Source organism: Vibrio sp. 1CM8B (assembly GCF_023161685.1).
GTDB lineage: Bacteria > Pseudomonadota > Gammaproteobacteria > Enterobacterales > Vibrionaceae > Vibrio > Vibrio coralliirubri.
Map to the genome: position 1 here is coordinate 19469 of NZ_JALNTU010000016.1, position 22680 is coordinate 42148.

Annotated in this window: 18 protein-coding genes; all 18 read right to left on the bottom strand. The window is 45.4% G+C overall.

Features of this window, described 5'->3' with window-relative positions; genetic code table 11:
* Positions 1 to 10 precede the first annotated feature (10 nt).
* The 18 genes from fliI to flgJ all read right to left on the bottom strand — a co-directional run bounded on the left by fliI (position 11) and on the right by flgJ (position 22674).
* Positions 11 to 1330, bottom strand: coding sequence for a flagellar protein export ATPase FliI (fliI, locus tag MSG36_RS21055; protein ID WP_017060680.1), 1320 nt, complete (start codon positions 1328 to 1330; stop codon positions 11 to 13).
* Positions 1330 to 2130 carry a flagellar assembly protein FliH gene (fliH, locus tag MSG36_RS21060; RefSeq protein WP_017060681.1) on the bottom strand — a complete coding sequence of 267 codons (801 nt, stop codon included), beginning with the start codon at positions 2128 to 2130 and terminating at the stop codon, positions 1330 to 1332. Before fliH ends, fliI begins: the two co-directional genes overlap by 1 nt.
* A gap of 125 nt (positions 2131 to 2255) precedes the next feature.
* Positions 2256 to 3317, bottom strand: a complete 1062-nt coding sequence (fliG, locus tag MSG36_RS21065; RefSeq protein ID WP_017060682.1) for a flagellar motor switch protein FliG — start codon at positions 3315 to 3317, stop codon at positions 2256 to 2258.
* Positions 3310 to 5052, bottom strand: coding sequence for a flagellar basal-body MS-ring/collar protein FliF (gene fliF / locus MSG36_RS21070; protein WP_017064120.1), 1743 nt, complete (start codon positions 5050 to 5052; stop codon positions 3310 to 3312). Before fliF ends, fliG begins: the two co-directional genes overlap by 8 nt.
* A 16-nt stretch (positions 5053 to 5068) precedes the next feature.
* Complete coding sequence (gene fliE / locus MSG36_RS21075; RefSeq protein ID WP_017060684.1) at positions 5069 to 5380, bottom strand: flagellar hook-basal body complex protein FliE; 312 nt, start codon at positions 5378 to 5380, stop codon at positions 5069 to 5071.
* 132 nt (positions 5381 to 5512) lie between these two features.
* Positions 5513 to 6922 (bottom strand): sigma-54 dependent transcriptional regulator, encoded by a 1410-nt coding sequence (locus MSG36_RS21080; protein ID WP_248369600.1) that lies wholly within the window; start codon positions 6920 to 6922, stop codon positions 5513 to 5515.
* Positions 6923 to 6955: 33 nt separating this feature from the next.
* A complete protein-coding gene (locus MSG36_RS21085) occupies positions 6956 to 7996 on the bottom strand; it encodes an ATP-binding protein (protein WP_248369602.1) in 1041 nt (346 codons plus the stop codon).
* Positions 7997 to 8180: 184 nt separating this feature from the next.
* Complete coding sequence (locus MSG36_RS21090; RefSeq protein WP_017064122.1) at positions 8181 to 9647, bottom strand: sigma-54 dependent transcriptional regulator; 1467 nt, start codon at positions 9645 to 9647, stop codon at positions 8181 to 8183.
* 229 nt (positions 9648 to 9876) lie between these two features.
* Entirely contained in the window at positions 9877 to 10287 is a 411-nt protein-coding gene (gene fliS, locus MSG36_RS21095) for a flagellar export chaperone FliS (RefSeq protein WP_004736194.1), read from the bottom strand.
* A 12-nt stretch (positions 10288 to 10299) separates the two neighbouring features.
* The gene (locus MSG36_RS21100; RefSeq protein ID WP_017060688.1) at positions 10300 to 10605 is read right to left on the bottom strand and encodes a flagellar protein FliT; all 306 of its coding nucleotides are present in this window, start codon (positions 10603 to 10605) and stop codon (positions 10300 to 10302) included.
* A gap of 3 nt (positions 10606 to 10608) precedes the next feature.
* Positions 10609 to 12636, bottom strand: coding sequence for a flagellar filament capping protein FliD (gene fliD, locus MSG36_RS21105; protein WP_248369604.1), 2028 nt, complete (start codon positions 12634 to 12636; stop codon positions 10609 to 10611).
* A 22-nt stretch (positions 12637 to 12658) separates the two neighbouring features.
* Entirely contained in the window at positions 12659 to 13084 is a 426-nt protein-coding gene (gene flaG, locus MSG36_RS21110) for a flagellar protein FlaG (protein ID WP_048661526.1), read from the bottom strand.
* A gap of 81 nt (positions 13085 to 13165) precedes the next feature.
* Positions 13166 to 14296 carry a flagellin gene (locus tag MSG36_RS21115; RefSeq protein WP_048607820.1) on the bottom strand — a complete coding sequence of 377 codons (1131 nt, stop codon included), beginning with the start codon at positions 14294 to 14296 and terminating at the stop codon, positions 13166 to 13168.
* 823 nt (positions 14297 to 15119) lie between these two features.
* Positions 15120 to 16253 (bottom strand): flagellin, encoded by a 1134-nt coding sequence (locus MSG36_RS21120; protein ID WP_048616124.1) that lies wholly within the window; start codon positions 16251 to 16253, stop codon positions 15120 to 15122.
* 648 nt (positions 16254 to 16901) lie between these two features.
* Positions 16902 to 18038, bottom strand: coding sequence for a flagellin (locus MSG36_RS21125; RefSeq protein WP_048615757.1), 1137 nt, complete (start codon positions 18036 to 18038; stop codon positions 16902 to 16904).
* A 418-nt stretch (positions 18039 to 18456) separates the two neighbouring features.
* Positions 18457 to 19647, bottom strand: coding sequence for a flagellar hook-associated protein FlgL (flgL, locus tag MSG36_RS21130; RefSeq protein WP_248369606.1), 1191 nt, complete (start codon positions 19645 to 19647; stop codon positions 18457 to 18459).
* Positions 19648 to 19657: 10 nt separating this feature from the next.
* Positions 19658 to 21538, bottom strand: a complete 1881-nt coding sequence (gene flgK / locus MSG36_RS21135) for a flagellar hook-associated protein FlgK (RefSeq protein WP_048609562.1) — start codon at positions 21536 to 21538, stop codon at positions 19658 to 19660.
* 209 nt (positions 21539 to 21747) lie between these two features.
* A complete protein-coding gene (flgJ, locus tag MSG36_RS21140; RefSeq protein WP_052879740.1) occupies positions 21748 to 22674 on the bottom strand; it encodes a flagellar assembly peptidoglycan hydrolase FlgJ in 927 nt (308 codons plus the stop codon).
* Positions 22675 to 22680: the final 6 nt, after the last annotated feature.

Here is a 22680-nt window from a genome sequence, read left to right on the forward strand (position 1 = left end):
TATTCACTCGTCAGCCACCCAATACATGCTTCAACATGTTGACGCACATATCGTATGGAACGGTCTCTTTCATCTTCTGCTGCAAGTACTCATCCAGTTTTGGCTTCAACGTGAAGGCACTGTCGATTGCTGGATCCGTTCCTGGCTTGTAAGCACCAATCGAAACCAAATCTTGGTTTTTACGACAGATAGACAGCACTTGCCTTACCGCTTTCGACATCAAGACATGTTCTTCAGTGGTGATTTGCGGCATAACACGGCTGACGGATTTCTCAACATCAATCGCTGGGTAGTGACCCGCATCGGCCATCTCACGAGATAACACAACGTGACCATCGAGAATCGCTCGCGACGCATCCGCAATCGGATCTTGTAAGTCATCGCCTTCGGTTAACACGGTAAAGAAAGCTGTGATAGAACCTTGTTCATCATTGCCGTTACCTGCTCGTTCCACCAGCGCAGGAAGCTTAGCGAAGACTGATGGCGGATAACCTTTGGTTGCTGGCGGCTCACCCACAGACAGAGCAATTTCACGCTGCGCTTGAGCAAAACGGGTCAATGAATCCATGAGCAGCAGAACATCTAAGCCTTGGTCGCGGAAATACTCGGCGACAGCCAGCGCGGTTTGACAGCCTTTTAAGCGCATCAATGGTGATGAGTCGGCAGGAGCGGCAACAACAACCGAACGCTTACGGCCATCTTCACCAAGAATTTCTTCAATAAACTCTTTTACTTCTCGTCCACGCTCACCAATTAGACCTACAACCACCACTTGCGCGGTTGTGCCTCGAGTCATCATCCCCAGCGTGACCGACTTACCAACACCAGAGCCAGCAAACAGACCGATACGTTGCCCTTTACCCACGGTTAGCAAACCATTAATGGCTTTCAAGCCGACATCGAGTGGTTCAGAAATCGGTTTACGAGCTAACGGGTTGATTGGCTCCGCATTAAATGAAGCGCGTTGCTCTGTATAGATTGGACCTAACCCGTCGAGTGGATTACCTACGCCGTCGATCACTCGACCGAGCAGTTCCATTCCAACAGGGATACCACTTTCGGTAGTCATTGGCGTGACGCGAGCGCCAGGTAAGATCCCGGTGATTTGCTCACTCGGCATCAAAAATAGGTTATCGCCAGAGAAACCGACGACTTCGGCTTCCATCTGACCAGACATGGTTTCGACTAAACACAAACTGCCGATTGGCGCTTTACAGCCGGTCGCTTCAAGCGTTAAGCCAACAACGCGTACTAATTTACCAGAGGCAATTGGTCGCGATTTTAGCCCCTCGACTTTGTACTGACTGAGACGATTCGCTAACTCAAGCATTACTCATGACCCTGGTGGCGATTTGCGCCGCAGAAGTTTTGAATGACGTTCTTTACGCGATCTTCCATGCGGTAGTTAACGCTCGACTCACCCGCTTCAATTTGTACATCACCACGGTTGAGTGCTGGCTCTGCGACCAGCGTCCAATTACGGCAGTCCAATTCAGTCTCGCCATACGCAGAGCGAATGATCGCGACATCTTCTGGGTTAAGCTTCAATGTGATCGCATGACCAGAGATCGGCAACGACTCTACCGATTCTTTAACGGTATCTAATATGATTTGTGGGTTGGTTTGCACTTCAACATGAACCACTTCTTTGACCATGGTAAGCACCATGTCGACCAATTGTTTCTCCACCTGAGCGTTCATAAGCTCTAATGGTTGAGCGAACTGGTTTGCCAACCCCATGAAGACGGCCACTTGCTGTTGAATGTATTCTTGTCCCGCGGTTACGCCTTCAAGCTTGCCGGCTTCGTTGCCTTCTTCGTGACCTGCGGCAAAACCTTCTTCTTTGCCTTTTTCATAGCCTTGCTTAAAGCCCGCTTCTTGACCTTGGTGCAGACCTTCCTGATAAGCGCCTTGTTTAATCAGCTCTATTTGCTCTTCAGTCAGAACCAGCTCTTCATCTTCAATGGCTTCTTCAACCGTTGGCATCCAACTAGGGTCGTAGTTAAAAGCGGTTTCTTTGGCTTGTTTGCTCACGTCAGAGGTGTAGTCAGGCAGCCCCCATTTCTGAGGTTGGGCAACCGTATTATCTTCTTCAGGGCGAAGGAAGCCGCGTTTTCTATCACCTGACATATCAGTACCTATCTATGAATGAGCTTAACTGTACTGTGAATTCAAGCAGTTAAACTGAGTTAATCTGTGGTTCGAGATTGGATAAAGAAAAGCCCCAACAGTGTGGGGCTTTTGAGGTTTCTGTATTAAAGGAACTCGTCGGCGCCACCAGACAGCATAATTTCGCCACTGTCTGCCATCTTCCTAGCGATACCCAAAATCTCTTTCTGAGCCGCTTCAACATCAGAGACTTTGACTGGCGGCATCGCCTCAATATCGTCTCTCATCATATCGGCAGCACGTTTAGACATGTTCTTGAAGATCTTCTCACGTAGACCTTCATCTGCACCTTTAAGTGCTTTCTGTAGAATATCTTGTGGAACATCACGTAGTAGTCGTTGAACACCTTGGTCATCAACTTCAATAAGGTTTTCAAAGACAAACATCAGATCTTGAATCTGTGTTGCCATGTCTTCGTCTTGGTCACGGATTTGATCCATCAAGACGCCTTCCACGTTGTTATCCATGTAGTTCATGATCTCAGCCGCGGCTTTCAGGCCACCAATTTTGGCAGCTTGAGCACCCGCTTGACCCGCGAACTGTTTCTCCATGATTTCGTTCAGCTCAGCAAGAGCCGAAGGTTGAACTTCTTCAAGGTTGGCAATACGCATCATCAGATCCAGACGAACTCGCTCTGGGAACTGAGACAAGATCTCAGCCGATTGATCGGCATCGAGGTACGACAACACAATGGTTTGAATTTGAGGGTGCTCGTTGATGATAATGCTCGCCACCTGACGAGGATCCATCCACTTAAGCGAATCCAAACCTTTCGAACCTGTGCCGAGAAGGATTTGGTCAACAAGGTTATTCGCCTTGTCTTCACCCAGAGCAGCAACTAACGCATTACGCATGAAGTCTTCGCTGCCCATACCAATGTTGGTGTACTTCTGAATATCATCTAAGAAAGCACGGTGCACTGCGCCTACTTTCTCTTGGGATAGGTCTGTAGCTCGTGCCATCGCACTACCCACACGCTGAACCTGCTTTGGCTCTAGGTGACGAATAATACCAGCAGCATCTTCTTCATTTAAACTGAGCAACAAGATCGCAGCACGCTCATCGCCTGAGATAGAGCCGATATCCACGCTAGAGACATCAAGCACTTCACCGCCTTCAGTTTGTTGTGGAACTATTTCGTTAGCCATCTACCATCCAATTCTTAACTACTTGAGCTGCTAGCTCTGGTTCATTCGCTACAAGTGCACGTACTGCTTTCAGCACGTCCTCGTCTTTATGAAGGTTTGGTAAGTCGATACTTGAACCAAATTCAAACAGCTCACCACCTTCAATATCACCACCAATTAAGCTGGTTTCGCCGTCGGCACCAATTGGCATACCATCAGGGCCGTACATCTGTTCATCGTTGTCTGCTGCTGGGTTAAGCAGTTTCTTCATTGCAGGGCGAACAAGTACCAACACCACCACAATAATAACCAAGGCACTTGCAAACCAACGAACCCAATCATTGAAGTTTGGATGCTCCCAGATTGGTACATCAGCAACAACATCTGTTACTTGAGGTGCAAACTGCATGCTTAATACGTTGAGCAAATCACCACGAGTTTCATCAAAGCCCACCGTACCAATCAGTACTTGGCGAATCGCATTGATCTCGCTCGCCGGAATCGGAGTATGAACCACTTCCCCCGTATCTGGGTTCAAGGATTGGCGGTCTTTGATCGCAACAGAAACCGTCTGGCGATTAACCGTGCCGCTCTGTTTACGTTCATGACTGATGGTGGTGTCTAGCTCAAAGTTTCGAGTCGCTTCTTTGTGAACAGAGCCTTGACCTGTCATCGCGCCGTCTTTCATCTGAGCCACATCTTGTGGAATTGAGGCATCCGCTGGAGGCTGGTTACTCAACGCCCCCGGAATACCCGCCACAGTATTGCCGTTGTTGTAATCTTCTAAGGTGTATTCACTTCGAGTCGCCGGTGTATTCGGATCAAAGCGTTTTCTGGTTTGCTCCACAGCACTGAAATCGAGCTGAATATCAACCTGAGCGGTGTAGTTACCAAACCCAAGAATAGGAATCAGGATAGAGTCAATTTTTTCACGCAGCGCTTGTTCTTGATTGCGCTCTAACTCGTGTTCTTTACGACGCGCCGCTGACATAGGGTCTTGAGAGCCTGAGCTCAACAATCGACCATGCTGATCGGTCACCGTAATACGTGAGGTCTTCATTCCCGGAACAGCACTTGCCACCATATCCACAACAGAATCGACTTCTTGCTGCTTAAGGTTTGTGCCAGTTTTCAGGGTTAGGAATACGGAAGCGGAAGCTTCTTGATTATGACGTACAAAGACACTCTGCTTCGGCAGGGCCAATAAAACCTGAGCTTTACGCACCTGTTTCATCTGCTCAATGGCTTTGGCAAGTTGTCTTTCACGACTTAATTTAAGGCGTTCTTGTTCTAAACGTTGTGATACTCCAAAACCCATGTCTTGCATGAGGATGTCATCACCCGCGTTTCGCTCTTGGTTCAAACCCGCTCGTACCATATTAAGCTTCAATGAGTTGTACTCACTCGCCGGTACTGAGATGGTATTGCCTTCAAGCGTGTACTGGATCTTTTGCAGATCCAAGTAATCAAGAACGGGAATCAATTCTTCTGTTTCGTAAGCCCCTAATGGACGCATTTCTGGCTCTTTCACCCAGAAAAACAGCATCACAATCAGCGCTACACAGATAGAGATAGAAAGGACTAAGACGACCTGACGAAGTAAATCGAGATCACCGACAGCCATATCGAACTTCGATGAACTACGTTCACCTAGATCGGGGTTTTGCCCTTCTCCGTCTAGCTCAGAGCCTGCAATAAGTGCGTGGTCGTTGCTATCGCTTACGGTTAAATCTGTTGTTTGACTATTATCTGCCACTATTTAACTACCCAACTTATACCGGCATATTCATCAGCTCTTTGTACGATTCGACCAATTTATTTCTAATTTGGATCGTCGCCTCAAAAGCCACACTAGATTTATTACGAGCAATCATCACGTCCGATAGGGATACGCTTTGGTCGCCACTATCAAAACGAGCTTGAAGATCACCTGAGGTCTTTTGTAATGAGTTCACATTATTGATGGCATTAGTCAGCATGTTGCCAAAATCTGCTCCGACCGCTTGCCCCGTTGCTGCGGGACGCGCGCTGGCAGCTTCGACCATCATCGCCTGCATTTCGCCTTGTAAACCATCTATTCTCATCTACTACCTCAGGAGTCAAAATTATGACCATCTATTTAGCTATATTATTGACAGAGCAATTAGCGTGCCACACATTAAATTGACTAGATATCGTATTACACTAGTCAGAAAGCTGACACTACTATTCTATCCTCAGTTTGGGATATCTATTCCAGCATCGCGCATTTTCGCCAATTTGTAACGCAATGTGCGTGGGCTAATACCCAGTTTTTCAGCCATGTCTTTGCGTCGGCCATTACATGCTATCAGGGTTTCAAGAATGATCGCATACTCTTGATCTCTAAGCTCATTACCTAACCCTTCGCTGCTAGCCGCGATTTTATTGATTGGGTTTGCTTCGGCAATAGGCTTAATTTCTGGCGCAGCAACATCACTGCCTTCGACGATTTGTTGTAGGCTGCTTGCGTCTTGCCAATCGACACCTTCAAGAAGGATATGCTCACCAGAGATGTTCTCTTGTTCGCTCAATATTAACGCACGCTGTACCACATTGTCTAATTCGCGAACATTGCCCGGCCACGGATAATTGACGAGTTTACTGATCGCTTGCGCTGACAGAACCGGTACAGGCATACCAAGTTTGGTGCAATGACGCTCAACTAAGTGCTTGGCTAAAGGCTCAATATCACCTTTTCGCTCACACAGTGGTGGCCAAGAAATTGGGAATACATTCAAGCGGTAGTATAAATCCTCACGGAAATTCCCTTCAGAAACATACTGTTTAAGGTCTCGGTTACTGGTCGCTAATACACGAACATCCAATTTGATGCTCTTACGACTGCCTAATCGCTCAACTTCGCGCTCTTGCAAAACACGCAGTAGTTTGGCTTGTAGGCTAAGATCCATCTCACTGATCTCATCCAACAGAATCGTACCGCCCTGCGCTTGCTCGAATTTCCCCGGGCAAGCTTGAATAGCGCCAGTAAATGCGCCTTTTTCATAACCAAACAGGGTCGCTTCTAACATGTTGTCTGGGATCGCCGCGCAGTTAATTGCGACAAACGGCCCATCTTTTCGGCTAGAAGCATTGTGAATGTATCGAGACATCACCTCTTTACCAGAACCACTCGGGCCTAACACCATGACGTTAGCATCGGTTTTTGCGACTTTATCAGCCAGCATCATTAGCTTGATACTTTTTTCATCAGCAACGATAGCGTCGCCATTGTCGTCCGACTTTACAGGGGCATAACGGCTGACCATGTTGAGCAGTACTTCTGGCGCAAATGGCTTTGCCATATAGTCGATAGCGCCCTCTTTCATTGCAGCAACGGCATCTTCGATGTTGGCGTACGCTGTCATTAGTAATACAGGTAAGTTGGGCCAATGCTGCTTGATGTTTCTCAATAGCGCCAAGCCACCCATGCCCGCCATCTGCACGTCAGATACGACAATATCAACGGAGTTCGATTTTAATTTGACCAGAGCATCTTCCGCACAATCCGCTTCCAGCCATTCATAGCCAGCAAGCGCGAGAGTGTCGACAAGGGCTTCGCGTAGACCTTCATCATCTTCGACGATTAACACTTTGCTTTGAGCCATAGGATTCTCCAGTGTAAATTCAGTTAAAACTTATTAGTCTTCAGAAGAAGCACTTCTTTCAAGCGGTAGACACATGGTAAAGCATGCGCCGTCCCCTTCTTCTGATATCAATTCCAGTCGGCCTTCATGTGCTCGACATACCATTTGTACAACCGCTAAGCCTAGACCTGTACCTTGTGAACGAGTGGTAAAGAAGGGTTCCATAATTTTACCTTGAAGCTCTTTCGGTACACCGGGGCCACTGTCTTGCACTGATATCTTAAGCTCGCCATTTACGGGCCTAAAAAACACATCGATCTGCGATTCCTTGCCCGCAATTTGAACCGCGTTCAACACCAGGTTGCTTAACGCTGAGGCGATAGCGTTGGCGTTGCCGAACATTTGAGTCTGTTCGGCCTCAACTTCCTGGCAATAATCAATCTGGTTGGTTTTCAATGCCGCTTCCACCATAGGGTGAAATTCGGTGATCAATTCAGACACTGTAAATGGCTTAACGACTTTGTTGTCACCACCCTTGGCAAACAACAACATGTCGTTCACTTGCTTCTCTAAGTCATGCAATCTATCCATAAGCTTAGATTGAAAACGCGTTTTTGTTGCCGGCGGCAGATTCGGCGCGGCAAGGTTTGATGCATACAGCATCGCACTTGAAAGCGGCGTTCGCACCTGATGAGCAAGCGAGGCCACCATTCTGCCTAATGAAGACAAACGCTGAAGATCACTCACGCGAGACTGCAAGAGTCGGGTCTCGGTCAAATCGGTAATCAAAATCAGCTGACCCGTGGTAGAGGCTGAAATCGCCAAACGTACTTTTCGCCCATTCTTCAATGAGATCTCATGACCGTCATCGTCTTTTGGGTCGAAGGCACTTTGAATCACTGAAAACCACTTCTCGCCAACTAACTCAACACCAAGAATACGGTGTGCTTCAGGGTTCGCTTCTCTCACTTCGCCGTGTGTATCTAACAAGATGACCCCTGCTGGCATCACATCGAGTACTTGCTTATAGCGCTCAACCTGCTGTTCAACAGAATCTAGGTGTGATTGATTTTCTGGTTCGTTAGATACGTGCATGTCAAAAATTTGCCTCAAATACTAAAACAGCCTGAGACGTACAACACGAGTCAGGCTATTTGCTATATTTATCACATAGTTAAGCAAGCAACAACTCGACTATGGTTTATCTGTTCACTTAGCTAGAGTTACTAAATAGCTAAAAAGTGTGTGCTAGTTTTTCGTTTTCATCGAAAACTGGATACTATCGCTGCAAGTTATATTTACGCATTTTTTCAACCAGAGTGGTTCTACGCATTCCAAGCATGTCAGCAGCACGAGCAACAATACCGCCCTGCGCTTCCAACGCTTGATTGATCATATTCACTTCCATATCCGCGAGGAGCTCTTTCAAGTTAACCCCTTCTGGCGGTAACTCTTGAGGAGCATTGGCATTGTCGGCAATATCATCTTGCTGATCAAAACTGAAATCTTCTGAGAACAAATCAGCAAGTGCATCACGCTCTTGCTCCTCTTCAGATCCAAAGCTATTAAACTCTGGCTGGAACTCAGGGATATCGCTGTATCGATATTTAGTTGGCAGATGATTCACATCAACCAAGCTATTTGGATACAAGATAACCATTCGCTCAACCAGGTTCGCTAGTTCACGAACGTTGCCTGGCCAGTAATGCTCCATCAAAGAGTTGATAGCACGAGCCGTGAAACAGATAGGCATGCTGCCTTCCGCTTCCATTCGAGTCATCAGCTCTTGAAGCAACAGTGGAATATCTTCTTTACGATCTTGAAGCGCCGGCATTTCAATCGGGAATACATTTAAGCGGTAGTAAAGATCTTCACGGAACGAATCATCGTCGATCATATCTTCAAGGTTGCGGTGGGTTGCCGCAATCACTCTAACATCAGCTTGTATGGTGCTATTGCCACCTACACGCTCAAAGCATCGTTCTTGCAGTACTCGTAGCAGCTTAACTTGCATCGCCATCGGCATATCGCCAATTTCATCAAGAAACAGTGTGCCACCTTCAGCCAATTCAAAACGGCCTTTACGTGCGGTAATCGCCCCAGTAAATGCGCCCTTCTCATGACCAAACAGTTCACTTTCAAGCAAATCAGGTGGAATCGCGCCACAGTTTACAGGAACAAAAGGCCCTGAACGACGTTTAGAGTGATAGTGAATGTTACGCGCTACGACTTCTTTGCCTGTGCCTGATTCACCAAGAATCAGCACGTTCGCTTCCGTAGAAGAGACTTGTTCAATTAAGTGACGTACTTCTTGAATGCCAGCACTTTGTCCTACTAGGCTGCGAAACAGGGTGTTCTTGCGTGCCGAAGACACAACTTGAACACCTTTGCGGCCTAAGAAGTCTTTACAGTGTCTTAATGCATCACTTAATTGCGGGTAGTTAAGAGGAAGTTCAAGCTCACCAACATAGTTAGTCAACTCGTCAACCGGGTGATTGTTTTTGCCAATCACCAGTAAAGGGATGTGATTGGCGTGAACAAGCTTCTCATTCAGTAATGCGTTGAAGCCTTTACCTTTAATGGTACCAATAATGCAGCCGGCCCACTGTAGTGACCAGTCAACTTTACGTGCTTGTTCAGAGCTGATTACTTCGCAGCTCTCTCCTACAAACTCTAATATTGTGCTTAAATTGTGACGATCTTGAGCGTTATCGTCGACGACAAGCAGTTTTGCCAAACCTTGCATAAGTAGGAATTATTGCCTTTATTTTGGTGCGATGCGGAAAAACGGTGAGCGACGTAGTCTATAAAACAGTGAGATGTATCAATGATTATGGTCTACGTGGACAAATTTAGGAAATCAGCAACGAAAAAAAGCCATTAGGCTATCTAATGGCTTCTATTTTATTTGATTAAAAAAATAAGGCAACCAACCAATTAAGGGATATGAGATTGGTTAAAACTGCAATTTTTCTTTAAATACCTACGTCAGCGGACGTCAAGTTGTGATATTCGTTCGGAATTTGGTCCCAAGCGCTCTTAATTTCGCGAATAATATCGATAACATCATCAATAGGCTGTGGGTCATTTTTGTGATTTGCCGCAGAAATTTGCGTGATCATGAACTCATAAAGTTGATCTAGGTTTTTTGCAATATCGCCACCATCGTCCATAGATAGGCAACTACGTAGGCTAATAATGATATCTAGAGCCTTACCAAGTCGCTCACCTTTCACTGGGATGTTGCCTGCTTGCATTGCCGCTTTGCCTTGAATCAAACGCTCGATAGCACCGGCCATTAGCATTTGTACAATCTTATGCGGTGAGGCAGCCGTTAGCTGACTATCCACTGATACCTTTTTATATGCCTGTAAAGAACCGCGCATAGTAAACCTCTTCTATAAAAACTTTTTGTATTGTTGAACTGATTTGGCGCCGTGACGGTACTTGTGTAGGGTCTTACCTACTCGACTCGTCTCAGACTGCATCAATTCGACTAATTTTCTGGTTCTGGTAATGGCTTCAAACCATTCAGAACTTTGCTTAACGTCGGGATGTGAGTCGATTATTTGAAGCACGTTTTGCAATAACTGTTCTCTGTTATCGACAAGCTGCGTTATTTCTTCAGCATTAATTTCACTAAATTCCAGTTTAGAGATAATTAGTTGATCGAGTTCACAAAGCTCTTGTAGCTGGCTATTCATCTATTAGCCCAACGCATTCATCATACTGCCCAGCTGAGATTGCATCTTACTGGTCGCATCTTGCATGGCCGTGAACTTAGAGTGCGTGCGGCTCTCTAGGCTGTCCATGCGACGGTCAAGCGCGCTTTGGTCATCAACCAAGCGGTAGTTTTGCTCGACCAAGCTCTTCTCTCTAGTACGGATTGAACCCGTAATACCTGTGATACCTTGAATCGCATCTTCCACTCTTTTGGCGAAACCATTGTTGCCACCAAAGAACTCACCCAACTTATCGAAATTGTTGTTGAGTTGACGATCAAGCATGTCGTAGTTGATTTCTAGCGAGCCTTGTCTTGTGGTGGTGATACCGAATTCAGTCAAAGACTTAAGGTTGTCTGGCGCACCTTCGATACTTGATGAGAACACCCCTTTCAATCGGGAGTCGGCGTTACGCACTGTACTGTCACCAGAAAGCGGTCCCTTTTGGCCTGTTGTTGGATCAACACCGGCGAGGTCTTTCGACACTTGATAGAACTGGTTATAAGAGCTCACAAAGGATTCGATATCTTGACGAACACTGTTACGGTCGTACTCCACACCAATTTCTGCCGGCGGCTTATCTTTTGGCGTTTTTCCTTTCACCGTTATATCGATACCTTCAACGGCATCTTCAATCACATTGTTATTACTCGAGAGCTGAGCAACACCATCTAAGACAACCATAGAATCTTGGCCAGCCTGAACTTCAGTCATACCACTATAGGTATCAAAAGATTGCTGTGCTTGTTCGAGGTCTGCTTGCGCTTTATCGACCTTCTCTAAAAGCTCTCGCTCTTCGGGTTCTAATTTAGCACGCTCAATTTTCTTGGCTTGTTCTGCGGTGAGTTCGCCTTTTTGAACTTTCTCAGCCAACTCCGCTTTTTCTTGTGAAATCTTCTCTTCAATACGCGCTTGCTCAGCCTCAAGCTTTTGTTGGGCTTCTTTCGGTGTCACGTATGAATCGGTCAGAGTACCTGAGGCAGCATTTGACCACCCCGGCACATCGGGTGCCTTCTCTATCGCTTTTTCATCAAGCTCAAGTTCTGGAGTGTAGTAAGAATCTAAAAGCGTACCTGACGCGGTTTCAGTCCAGCCAGGGATATTGTCTTCAGGCATCACCGACTTTGCCGCTTGAGCTGCGTCTAGAGCAGCTTGGCCGTCGGCTGCGGCTTGCTCACCGTAGCTGAGACTTTGAGAGTCTCCGTCAGCATCTGAAGTAGAATCGGTTTGGGCTGCTGGGATGATATTGCCATCTTTATCGAGTGTTTCATTCGCATTTGGGTCATCGCTAGCGATCACTTCATCGATGAGTTCGACGGCTTTTCCTGCAGGGGTTAGAGCTAGAATATCTTGAGCAGCAACGCGCGCTTTCTCTAGCGCTTTAACACGTTCTTCAAGCGTTTTGTATTCGAGTTTTTTCAGGGGATTGGCAGCATCTGACTCAACATTAATGCTGATCTGCTGATCTGAACCAGACTGGTTCGAGGCAATGATAAGTCTTGGACCTTCGACATCATTTATAATAGATGCACGAACGCCTGGGTTGCTATCTGCACCGTTGATTCCACGAACAACTTCGATAAGTCTCGATCTGTCGCCAACTTGCACGTCAAAGCTGTCATCACCAAGCGAAACCTGCAGCTTACCTGGGCCAAATTTCATGTCCTCTGACAGTACATCAGAAGCCACTTTATGGCTTTGGGCAAGCTGCAACACATCGATGGCATATTTGCCAGCGATCGCTTCGGTAGTCGCGGTTGCAGAGACAAGACCTTCATCGGTACTTTCAACTGTTCGCACAGCAAAAGCTTTTTCCTGACGAAAGTTTGTCATCAGGTTTTTCATCGAATCAAGGGATTCTCTGAGTCTTCCATAGGCACTAATGCTGGTATCGATTCGCGTTCGTTCATTGTCGATTCGTTGCTGTTTAGGTACACGCTCCGAATCAACAATTTTGCTGACCATGGAATTGATATCCATGCCAGACGAAATCCCCATTGGGCCAAAACTCATTAAATCACCTCAATAATACGACTTAAACCTTCACCTCAAATATTCGACTATTCGAGTTTTGGGCTGCTAGGCGTCTTAGAATTTCAAGCATTTCTTCATCAGGGATCTGGCGAATAATATCACCGGTTGTGGTCTCATAAATGGTAACCACATCTCTCCCAGATTCTTCATCGACCTTAAATGCCACACCTTTGTTGAGAGAGGAGATAAACTCGTTTACCTTCTCCACCATTTTGACTCGCTCTTCATCATTTAACTCTTGTCTATGTTGAGCTAATTGAATCGCCGCTTCGGTAGCTTCCTCTTTCGATTTCTCTACCTTGCCATAAGATGTTGCTTCTTTTAGTCGCGAAATACTCGACGCACTACTACCTTCATCGCTTGCAATTTTAATGCCATTAGGTGAGCCATAAGGCTGGATGTTCGATGCGTTGGATGATATTTCCATAACACTCTCCCTCCCTCCTTTATGAGCCAAACAGTAAAACTCTACCCAGAGTAGAGTTTACCGCTACTTACCGAGGTAAGTTTAGCCCAATAAGCTTAGAGCTGCTGATGGTGACTGTTTTGCTTGAGCTAGGATAGAAGTACTCGCCTGTTGTAGGATTTGAGACTTAGTCATAGCTGTTGTTTCTTTCGCGTAATCGGTATCTTTGATACGGCTCTTAGACGCATTAACGTTTTCGTTAATGTTGTCTAAGTTACTGATTGCGTGGTCAAAACGGTTTTGAAAAGCACCTAGAGAAGCACGTTGGCTATCAACAGATTTTAGAGCACCATCAATGATAGATACTGCTTCGTTTGCACCTGCAACAGAAGTTACGTCGATATCGTTAACGGTAACGTCTTTACCAGCACCGATACCTAGTTCGCCCGCAAGGCTGCCGCCAAACTCAACATCACCTTCAACTTTTTGGCTTGAAGCGAAAAGTTGCAGTTTACCGCCTTCACCCACAGACGCTTTAACGTCTTGGCTTTGACCATTGATGTAAGTTGCTAGCTCTTCGATATCGTTGCCTTCTTTCGCAGAAATAGACAACTCTTGAGCTTCACCAAACTTATCGTTGTACTTAATCGTTAGATCAGCACCAGCACCTACACGCCAAGAAGCATCTTTGCCTTCTTCTACGCCATAGCTCTTGCCACCCATGTCTTGAGTGTCAGTACGCATGTTGCTCATAGAAAGGATTACAGCTTCACCGGAGTCTGCGCCGATTTGGAAAGATTGGCTACCGTAAGTACCGTTAAGAAGCCTGTTACCACCAAAAGAGGTCGTTTCAGCAATACGGTTAAGTTCTGTGTTTAGAGCAGATACTTCTTCTTGGATCGCAACACGTTCAGATTTGCTGTTTGAACCATTTGAAGATTGAAGAGAAAGGTCACGCATACGTTGCAGAATGTTGGTTGACTCATTCATTGCACCTTCAGCTGTCTGTGCAATAGAGATACCGTCATTCGCGTTTTTCACAGCCATATCTAGGCCACGGCTTTGCGACGTTAAGCGGTTAGAGATTTGTAGGCCTGCAGCATCATCTTTTGCGCTATTGATTTTATAGCCAGAAGACAAACGCTCCATTGATTTTTGAGTACCTTCAGCCGCGCTATTCAGGTAGCGCTGAGCCGTCATTGCAGACACATTAGTGTTTACATTAATCGCCATAGTTGATCTCCTTTAGGCATTTTTTAATGCACTTATGTGACTCTCACCTCACACAAATACATGTCAATTTGTTTATGCACCAGTGTCTCTCTCACCTTACATTGGTACATATCATTTCTCTCAATCCCTTTAACGGCCCCTTAATTAGAAGCTTTAATAAAAAATGCGATTTTTTTCGTATTCTTTTCAACAACAAAGAAAAGTGTGAACAGGCTTCAATTAATAAAGCGGCATTCGCTAAAGTTTCGTATCCTCGCTCATTGATAAGTGTCGCCTTGCACATAAAAACCAAAGCAGATCCCTGATATCTCATTCTGCTCAGTTCTGGGATGACGGTTAATTCCCTCACCGGCTTATGCTTCACTCTTCATTCCTTACAGTGGTAGATAAGAACGAAACAAACTCCTTCCTCAAAAAACTAGATTCCTGATACCTCGTTCTACTCGGTTCTGGGATGACGGTTAATTACCCTAACCGACTTATAGATAGCTCTTCATTTCTGACCGTGGTAAACAAAAACTAAAGAAGCCACTTCATCGAAAAACTAGATTCCTGATACCTCGTTCTACTCAGTTCTGGAATGACGAATTACTATTTTAGTTATTTTCACACCGTCATTCCCTACAGTGAGGAACGAACGCGATAGGGAATCTCGCTTTTGCTCCTGCCTACCAACATTGCACTTTTCTAAATACATACTCGCCAAATAACGGGCAATAAAAAACCCAGCCGAAGCTGGGTTTGTTTAGCGCTCATCTCTCACCACGAGCTAATTTGTGGAGGTCCTACGTTAACACTAGGGTCAACGTGACCTTTCAATCGATTAACCTAGCAGGCTAAGTGCCGAGTTCGGAGCTTGCTTCGCTTGAGCAAGGATCGAGCTTGAAGCTTGAGAAAGGATCTGAGACTTAGTCATCTGAGTCGTTTCTTTCGCGAAATCGGTATCTTTAATACGGCTCTTAGATGCGTTAACGTTCTCGTTAATGTTGTCTAAGTTGCTGATAGCGTGGTCGAAACGGTTTTGGAAAGCACCTAGCTCAGCACGGTGGCTATCTACATACTTAAGTGCCGCATCGATAATAGCTACAGACTCTTGTGCGCCGCCAACTGATGTTACGTCGATAGTATCAACCGTTACGTCTTTGCCAGGTTGCATGCCTAGTTCGCCAGCAAGGCTGCCAGAGAATGCCACTTCGCCTTCAACTTTGTTGTTACCAGTAAACATTTGTAGCTTACCGTCTTCAGTTACAGACGCTTTAACAGAGTCTTGTTGACCGTTGATGTACGTTGCTAGCTCTTCGATGTCGTCACCCGCTTTTGCGCTGATGTCGATTTCTTGTGCTTGACCGAAGTTATCAGTGAACGACATTTTTAGGTCGTTAGAGCCTGCTTGAACGTTCCAATCTTTATCTTTCGCGTTCTCAGTTTGGTAGCTCTTACCACCCATCTGAGCGTTATCAGAGCGCATGTCTTTCAGTTGAAGCATTACCGCTTCACCGTTGTCCGCACCGATTTGGAATGATTTAGTACCATGAGTACCGTTAAGCAGCTTGTTACCACCAAAAGACGTTGTTTCCGCGATACGGTTTAGTTCGTCGTTCAGTGCTGTTACTTCTTCTTGAATCGCTACACGCTCAGATTTTGAGTTTGAGCCGTTTGAAGATTGTAGAGACAAATCACGCATACGTTGCAGGATGTTGGTTGTCTCGTTCATTGCACCTTCAGCAGTTTGTGCAATTGAGATACCGTCGTTCGCGTTACGTACAGCAACATCAAGGCCGCGGCTCTGAACGTTCAAACGGTTCGAGATTTGTAGGCCCGCAGCGTCATCTTTTGCGCTGTTGATTTTTGAGCCTGAAGCTAGACGCTCCATTGATGTTTGTTGCGCGCTGTTTGCGTTGTTTAGGTAACGTTGCGCTGTCATCGCTGAAACGTTTGTATTTACATTCACTGCCATGGTGATTTCTCCAATTGATTTTCCGGTATAGCGGTTTCCGACGTCTCGGAAAACCAAGTAGTTCTCTCAAAGTTACTTTTAATAACGGCGCGAAAATCAGAAGCTTTAGAAAAACTTTCAAAAAACCACAAAAAAATTATTAATTTAATATTTATCAACAACTTAATTTTTATCACTTTCTAATACAGCGATAGATTTCAATTGGGAAAAGATCTTGATCTGTTCAGAAAGCGTACGAACCGCCGTCTAAATGGCTCAAGGTGGAGAAATGATCAATTGCCAAAAATCTCTGGCTTAGGCAGATCTTGTGTAATAGATGACATTATTTGTCGTGAAGAAGAACCGTCAAATAGAGATTTGAGAAAGGGAGAGCTAGAAAATTCGCAGGAAAGTAAATAGAAAAAACAAGAAATACAGAAAGGAAAAAGCCCCTTTTCCTTTGAGAGAACCGGGGCTAGTTGGCGCGTCAGAGCCTGTGTGGAGATCATCGAGAAATGAACACATTTCCGACTTGCCGTTGCATTCTTACTGTAAAAATGGATAGCAGGTGAGAGATGAGAGAGCTAAACACTCAATAGTAAGTATGCTTGCCAGTTTCCCTTGCTGCATGGCTCACGTCTGAACACGAGCAGCAAGTTCAACCAATAACTATTGCAATAGTGACATCGCAGAGTTAGGCAACTGTTTTGCTTGAGCAAGTATTGAAGTACCTGCTTGTTGCAGAATTTGTGATTTGGTCATTTGCGTCGTCTCTTTCGCAAAGTCCGTATCTTTGATTCGGCTGTTTGAAGCGTCTACGTTCTCTTGTACGTTTGCCAAGTTATTAATACTGTGGCTTAGACGGTTCTGTTTTGCACCCAAATCAGCACGCTGTGAATCCACGTACTTCATTGCAGAATCAATCACGCTGATCGCGTTCTGTGAACCCGCAACGCTGGTTAAGCTAACATCTTGAACAGAGGTTGCGCGGCCTTCACTCTTAATACCTAGCTCAGACGCTAGACCACCAGAGATAGACATTGCACCTTCAAGGTCAGGTTCAGCAACGAACAGTTGAATACGACCATCATCAGTAACCGATGCGTTCACAAGGTCAGACTGACCATTAATGTAAGTCGCAAGCTCTTCGATATCATCGCCCGCTTTGGTATTGATATCTAAAACGATGTCTTCACCCGCTTTAGTTTTGAATTCGAACTTAAGATCGCGAGCTTGTGCAGGCACTTCCCAGCTCTTGTCTTTGCCGTTTTCAGAATCAAACGTTGTACCACCCATGCGGAAGTCATCGGCACGAATGCTCGTCAGAGCCATGATCATCGCTTCACCAGAATTAGAACCAATCTGGAACGATGCTTCACCAAATGAACCGTTCAATAGACGACGGCCACCAAAAGACGTTGTCTCAGCGATTCGGTTAAGCTCATCTTGAAGTGCCATAGACTCTTCGTTCAGTGCCGTGCGCTCTGCCGGAGAGTTAGTACCGTTTGATGATTGAATCGCTAGGTCACGCATACGTTGTAATACGTTGGTTGATTCGTTCATCGCGCCTTCAGCGGTTTGAGCAATTGAAATACCGTCATTGGCATTACGCATTGCTACATCAAGACCACGAGATTGAGCCGTTAAACGGTTCGAGATTTGCAGACCCGCTGCATCATCTTTTGCGCTGTTGATCTTATGACCCGATGACAAACGCTCCATAGAAGTCGCTAAGTCATTAGATGCTTTATTCAGGTAACGCTGTGCTGTCATAGCAGATACGTTCGTGCTTACATTGATAGCCATTTTGCTCTCCTTATGAGTTCGCAAAGTTTCTGCGAAGCGGCCAGCTTTACTCTCATATGGATAAGCACTGACCGTGTATTACTCGATAAACCCTATACAAGGTTTAAGATCTGTATTAATCATTTATAACCAACACAGATACAAGTTGTATGCCAAGTTTAATATCATATAAATAATTTTTTAATTATCTAAAAATCAAAAACTTACAAACAATACTGCGCAATTATTATTTTCTACTATTGGAAGATGAAAAACATTCACCTTCCTTATTGCCGTTTTTTGCCGCTATTCTAGAAACATCATGCTTCGTACAAAAAAGCGGCAAACTGTGGCGTCGTTCGCACGTATGGCATAGCACATACGGCAAGGAATCAACGCCATGGTGATCGACAAGCCACCATTAAATACCGATTGATCATTAAATATAGTTAAACAAGGTCAGGTCTTTGGTTTTGCCAAACGCTTGTTGAGAAGCTTGTAGTGCTCGAGAGTTTTCATTGAACTCAATGATCGCTTTCGAATAATCCAAGTCTTCAAAGTTGCTTTTTGCTTTTGCTAAAGACAACTTAAAATCTTCATGTTGCTGCTCTTGAATATCCAGAGTACTTAAACGTGCACCAACATCGGTTCTTGCCTTGGTTAAATGAATAAACGCGGCATGGAACTCTTCAGTTACTTGATGCAATTTCGCCGTCGCCGATGCATCCGATACTGGATTTTCAGCCTGTTCAGCGGCTTCTTTAAACGTATCAAAGATAGAGAAAGTCTCTCGTGGTTCTAAGGTGATCGAATCACCTTTCGTGATCTGGCCTTTAAGTTGAATATTCAGCCCTTCGTAGACAATGCCTGTCGAAGGATCAAAATCTTCCGCGGCGACCACTGCGCCATCTTTTTCAAGTTGATAAGCATAATTTCCTGTCTGCATATCAACGAACGTCACTTTATACGTTGACCCATCTTCAGCTGAGTTCGTCGCACGTTCCAAAAGTAATTCAGAAGCAGGTTCAAGCTCGTATTGAGGTTCATAATCACCGAACGGGTTGTCTATTTCCATAAACATCTTGCTGCCCGGATCATTCATCGCCATTTCAAAGCTGCTTGCCACACGCATCTTGCGTTGGTAGTCATCACCTTGATAAGTCACGTTCCCTTGATTATCTCGAAAGAAAGGCTGATTCTTTGGTTTAGTACCCGCAAATGTGTAGTTACCCGACTCATCTTGAGAGTTGGCTAAATGCAGGAAGTTATTCGCCAGTTCTTGAATTTCACGCTTCTTAGCTAAACGGTCTTCTGGAGAAAGCGCACCGTTGATCATTTCCATCACGGTTCGTTTTGCTTCATCAGCAAAGCCTTCAGTGTTAGAAACCAATACCTCATGATGCTCAAGACGGTTTCTGACTAGAGTAATCGCATCTACATACTGTTTAAGCTGTTCTGACTGCTGACCAATGTTCTGTAAATAGTGCGTCGCTAATGGGTCATCACTTGGCGACTGTAACTTCTTACCCGAAGCAAGTTGCGCTTGGTTGTGATGCACCTTGTTCTCTTGACGGCGCAAGTCATTTTGTACCGACTGATAATTATGGAAGCTAGAGATACGATTCAACATTTATACCTTCCTATCTCAGAGCCAAAATAGTGTTAAACGTATCGTTGGCTGCTTGCATGATGCGTGAAGAAGCCATATACGCTTGCTGAAATTTCATCATATTTGCCGCTTCTTCATCGAGGTTTACTCCCGAGATAGAAGCTATACGTTCTTGAGCTGACTGTTTTTCTAACGTCGCAATATCACTCAGGCGATTTGCCGTTGAAGACTTCAAGCCCGTATTAGTATTCAAGTTGTGGTAAAGGTCTAAAATCGTAGACTCACCATCATTCAACAGCTTTCCTGTTTGAAGATCTTGCAGCTTACGCAGGTTACCGTTGTCACCTTCTGATGGGACAAGGTTTGCCGTAAACTTATCGTTTGCCACCGCGCCGGGTGTGAGCTCAAACGTTGTGCCGTTGATGGTCACTGGCCCTTGTGGCGGATACGGTTGAGGCTGCATTAAAATGTTACCCTTCGGATCCGTCACAGCAAACTGCTCACCTTTTGGTGAGACAATCACTTCAAACTCACGCAGTTGACCTGCTTCTAGAATTTTGAAACCAGCAGTACCCTTGGCAAACGTGGTCGATGCCTCATAACTTTGCGCAGCAATGTCTTTCGGGTCTTTGGTTTCCATCTGTATTTGAGCAGCAAAATTGCGCGTTGGACGCAGTAACAGCTTCTCTCCTAGTTCTGGAGGGTTACGTACTTCCACTCGCATGCCATCAAGATAAAAAGCACTACCGCTAGAGTCGGTCGCCATCTTAACGGTCTCACCGTTCGGCTTAGTCACGACATAGTCACTGCCATCGTATTTCAGGCCATACTCACCGCCTTTTAAGGCAGAGGTATCATCAATGTATACCGCAACATCTGCTTTCGATTGCCCGCTAGCCGTGACACGAGATTTTGCCACCAGCTCTGAGTTCACGTCGGTAAACAAGTCCTTACCTACGTTGCCGTTAAGATCCAAACCTTGTTCTTGAAGACTATTGACCTCATATGAAAACGCGGTCGCCAAACGACCAAGCTCATCCATGATTGCTGGGATATGTTCGTCACGCATGTCTAGCATGGCGCCGATTTTTCCGTCGATATCACTGCTGGTGATCGGTTTTAAAGACTTACCTTCAACAATTGCTAGGCGACGCTGATGTGCATCGGGTAAGCCATCAACCATCTTCAGTTGACTCGCTTCACTACCAGAGACCAAGGTGTGGCCATTACCAATATGGACATTAAACCCTTCGGCATTTGAGCGTGGTGTCACCGTGACTTTGGTGTAACCAGAAAGCTCATTAATCAGCTTTTCGTGTTGATCTCGTAGGTCATTATGAGGCCCAGGAGTTCGCATCATTAAACGCTGAACATCACGGATCTCGTACGCAAGTTGGTTAACTCGCTCGATACCCATATCTAATTTTTTATTCGTAGAATCAGACTGTTGACGCACCGTTTCATGAAATTCATTTAACGTCTTGCTGAGTAGTCCAGCCTTCTCTAGTACAACTTTTCGAGCACCGACATCATTCGGTGTATCGGCTAATGTTTTAACCGAATCAAACCATTCATTGAGGTTTTCTGGAATCTTCTTCGAAGCAACCGATGACAACATACTCGACAGCATATCGAGGTTAGCTTCGGTGTCGCCTTTATTGGCGGCATTGGTTGTCGATAAGTTAAGTTCGTTGACGGCAAATTGGTCCCAAGAGCGGCGAACATTTTCCACATGCACACCCATACCGTAGCTTTGGCCACCGTATTGACGCGGGTCATTCACACCTTGAATCACAGATTGGCGGCTATAGCCCTCTGTGTTGGCGTTAGAAATGTTATGACCTGTGGTGTTTAGCTGTCTCTGAGCAGTAAGAACACTTTGTGCCCCTACATTCAGAAGATCCGACGCCATAATGCCCCCAAAAAACTTAACAAAATCAGGATAAACTGATTAACTACCAGTTTAAAAAGCAATATATGTGCCAATAGAGATGACGGAAAGCTAAAAGACAATAATTTATTGAAGTGTAAGGAGATAACTAAGGGCTTCGCAGCAAACTTTGAGGTGGCAGATAAGAAAAGAGCCTGCCAATGGCAAGCTCTCGAGTACATTCAATAACGCTAGTTCATCTCGTCAATCTTGGCTTTAACTCGCAAAACCTTGTCTGCATAGTTAGGGTCGGTTGCGTAACCTGCTTGGTGAATACCTTTGATGAAATTCTCTGAGTTGCCTTGATGCTGCAATGCCGTTTCGTATCTTGGGTTTTCGTTCAAGAACTTCACATAGTCGTTAAAGCTATCTTCAAAGTTTGAGTAAGAACGGAAAGAAGCCGACTCTTTAACGGCTGTTTTGCCATGGAACTCAAGTGTCTGCGTAGCAACCTTATCACCTTTCCAGCTTCTGTCTGCTTTGATGTTGAATAGGTTATTACTGTTACCCAAAGAGTTCTTAACCATTTTAGAACCCCAACCCGTCTCAAGGGCAGCTTGTGCCAATAGTAGAGACGAGTCCACACCAAGTGCACTTGCCGCTTTTTCAGCGTAAGGCTTCATTGAAGTCACAAACGATTCTGGAGAATCAAAGGATACTGGCTGTTTTGCTTTAGACGCAACTTGGGCAGATTGAACGTCTGACACTCGCTCTTCCGAACGGCCTGAATATTGCGGTCTTTGCAATGAAGCATCAAAGCCCTCACTGCGAACCTTCTCTTCAGAGGCGTCGCTTGCTTGGCCAGCGCTTAACTGAGCAACAATCATGTCCGCAAGACCGAGCGAACCTGATGCACTGAGTTCGCTCGCCATTTGGTCATCTTGCATCTGACGATAAAACTGCTCATTCTGGCTGTTCAGCATATCCGACTTAAAGCTCGAGTTCGCATCGCGCATTGACTTAAACAACATCGAGGTGAAAATCGATTCAAACTGTTTTGCCGCAGCGGTTAATGCTTCTTTCTCGCTGCCTTCTTCACCGTTTACCGCTTGTTGACGAAGGCGGTCTAGACTGCCGATATCGTGAATAAAGCCGATATCATTGTTATTCTTAATCATGCTTTG

Bases quoted from the DNA above. Each gene is read 5' to 3' on its own strand.
- fliD (WP_248369604.1), bottom strand. From the start codon at position 12,636: ATGAGTTTTGGCCCAATGGGGATTTCGTCTGGCATGGATATCAATTCC.
- MSG36_RS21085 (WP_248369602.1), bottom strand. From the start codon at position 7,996: ATGCACGTATCTAACGAACCAGAAAATCAATCACACCTAGATTCTGTT.
- MSG36_RS21080 (WP_248369600.1), bottom strand. From the start codon at position 6,922: ATGGCTCAAAGCAAAGTGTTAATCGTCGAAGATGATGAAGGTCTACGC.
- MSG36_RS21100 (WP_017060688.1), bottom strand. From the start codon at position 10,605: ATGAATAGCCAGCTACAAGAGCTTTGTGAACTCGATCAACTAATTATC.
- MSG36_RS21115 (WP_048607820.1), bottom strand. From the start codon at position 14,296: ATGGCGATTAATGTAAACACTAATGTGTCTGCAATGACGGCTCAGCGC.
- fliI (WP_017060680.1), bottom strand. From the start codon at position 1,330: ATGCTTGAGTTAGCGAATCGTCTCAGTCAGTACAAAGTCGAGGGGCTA.
- fliS (WP_004736194.1), bottom strand. From the start codon at position 10,287: ATGCGCGGTTCTTTACAGGCATATAAAAAGGTATCAGTGGATAGTCAG.
- flaG (WP_048661526.1), bottom strand. From the start codon at position 13,084: ATGGAAATATCATCCAACGCATCGAACATCCAGCCTTATGGCTCACCT.
- flgK (WP_048609562.1), bottom strand. From the start codon at position 21,538: ATGGCGTCGGATCTTCTGAATGTAGGGGCACAAAGTGTTCTTACTGCT.
- MSG36_RS21090 (WP_017064122.1), bottom strand. From the start codon at position 9,647: ATGCAAGGTTTGGCAAAACTGCTTGTCGTCGACGATAACGCTCAAGAT.
- flgJ (WP_052879740.1), bottom strand. From the start codon at position 22,674: ATGATTAAGAATAACAATGATATCGGCTTTATTCACGATATCGGCAGT.
- fliG (WP_017060682.1), bottom strand. From the start codon at position 3,317: ATGGCTAACGAAATAGTTCCACAACAAACTGAAGGCGGTGAAGTGCTT.
- flgL (WP_248369606.1), bottom strand. From the start codon at position 19,647: ATGTTGAATCGTATCTCTAGCTTCCATAATTATCAGTCGGTACAAAAT.
- fliE (WP_017060684.1), bottom strand. From the start codon at position 5,380: ATGAGAATAGATGGTTTACAAGGCGAAATGCAGGCGATGATGGTCGAA.
- MSG36_RS21125 (WP_048615757.1), bottom strand. From the start codon at position 18,038: ATGGCTATCAATGTAAGCACGAACGTATCTGCTATGACAGCACAGCGT.
- fliH (WP_017060681.1), bottom strand. From the start codon at position 2,130: ATGTCAGGTGATAGAAAACGCGGCTTCCTTCGCCCTGAAGAAGATAAT.
- MSG36_RS21120 (WP_048616124.1), bottom strand. From the start codon at position 16,253: ATGGCAGTGAATGTAAATACAAACGTTTCAGCGATGACAGCGCAACGT.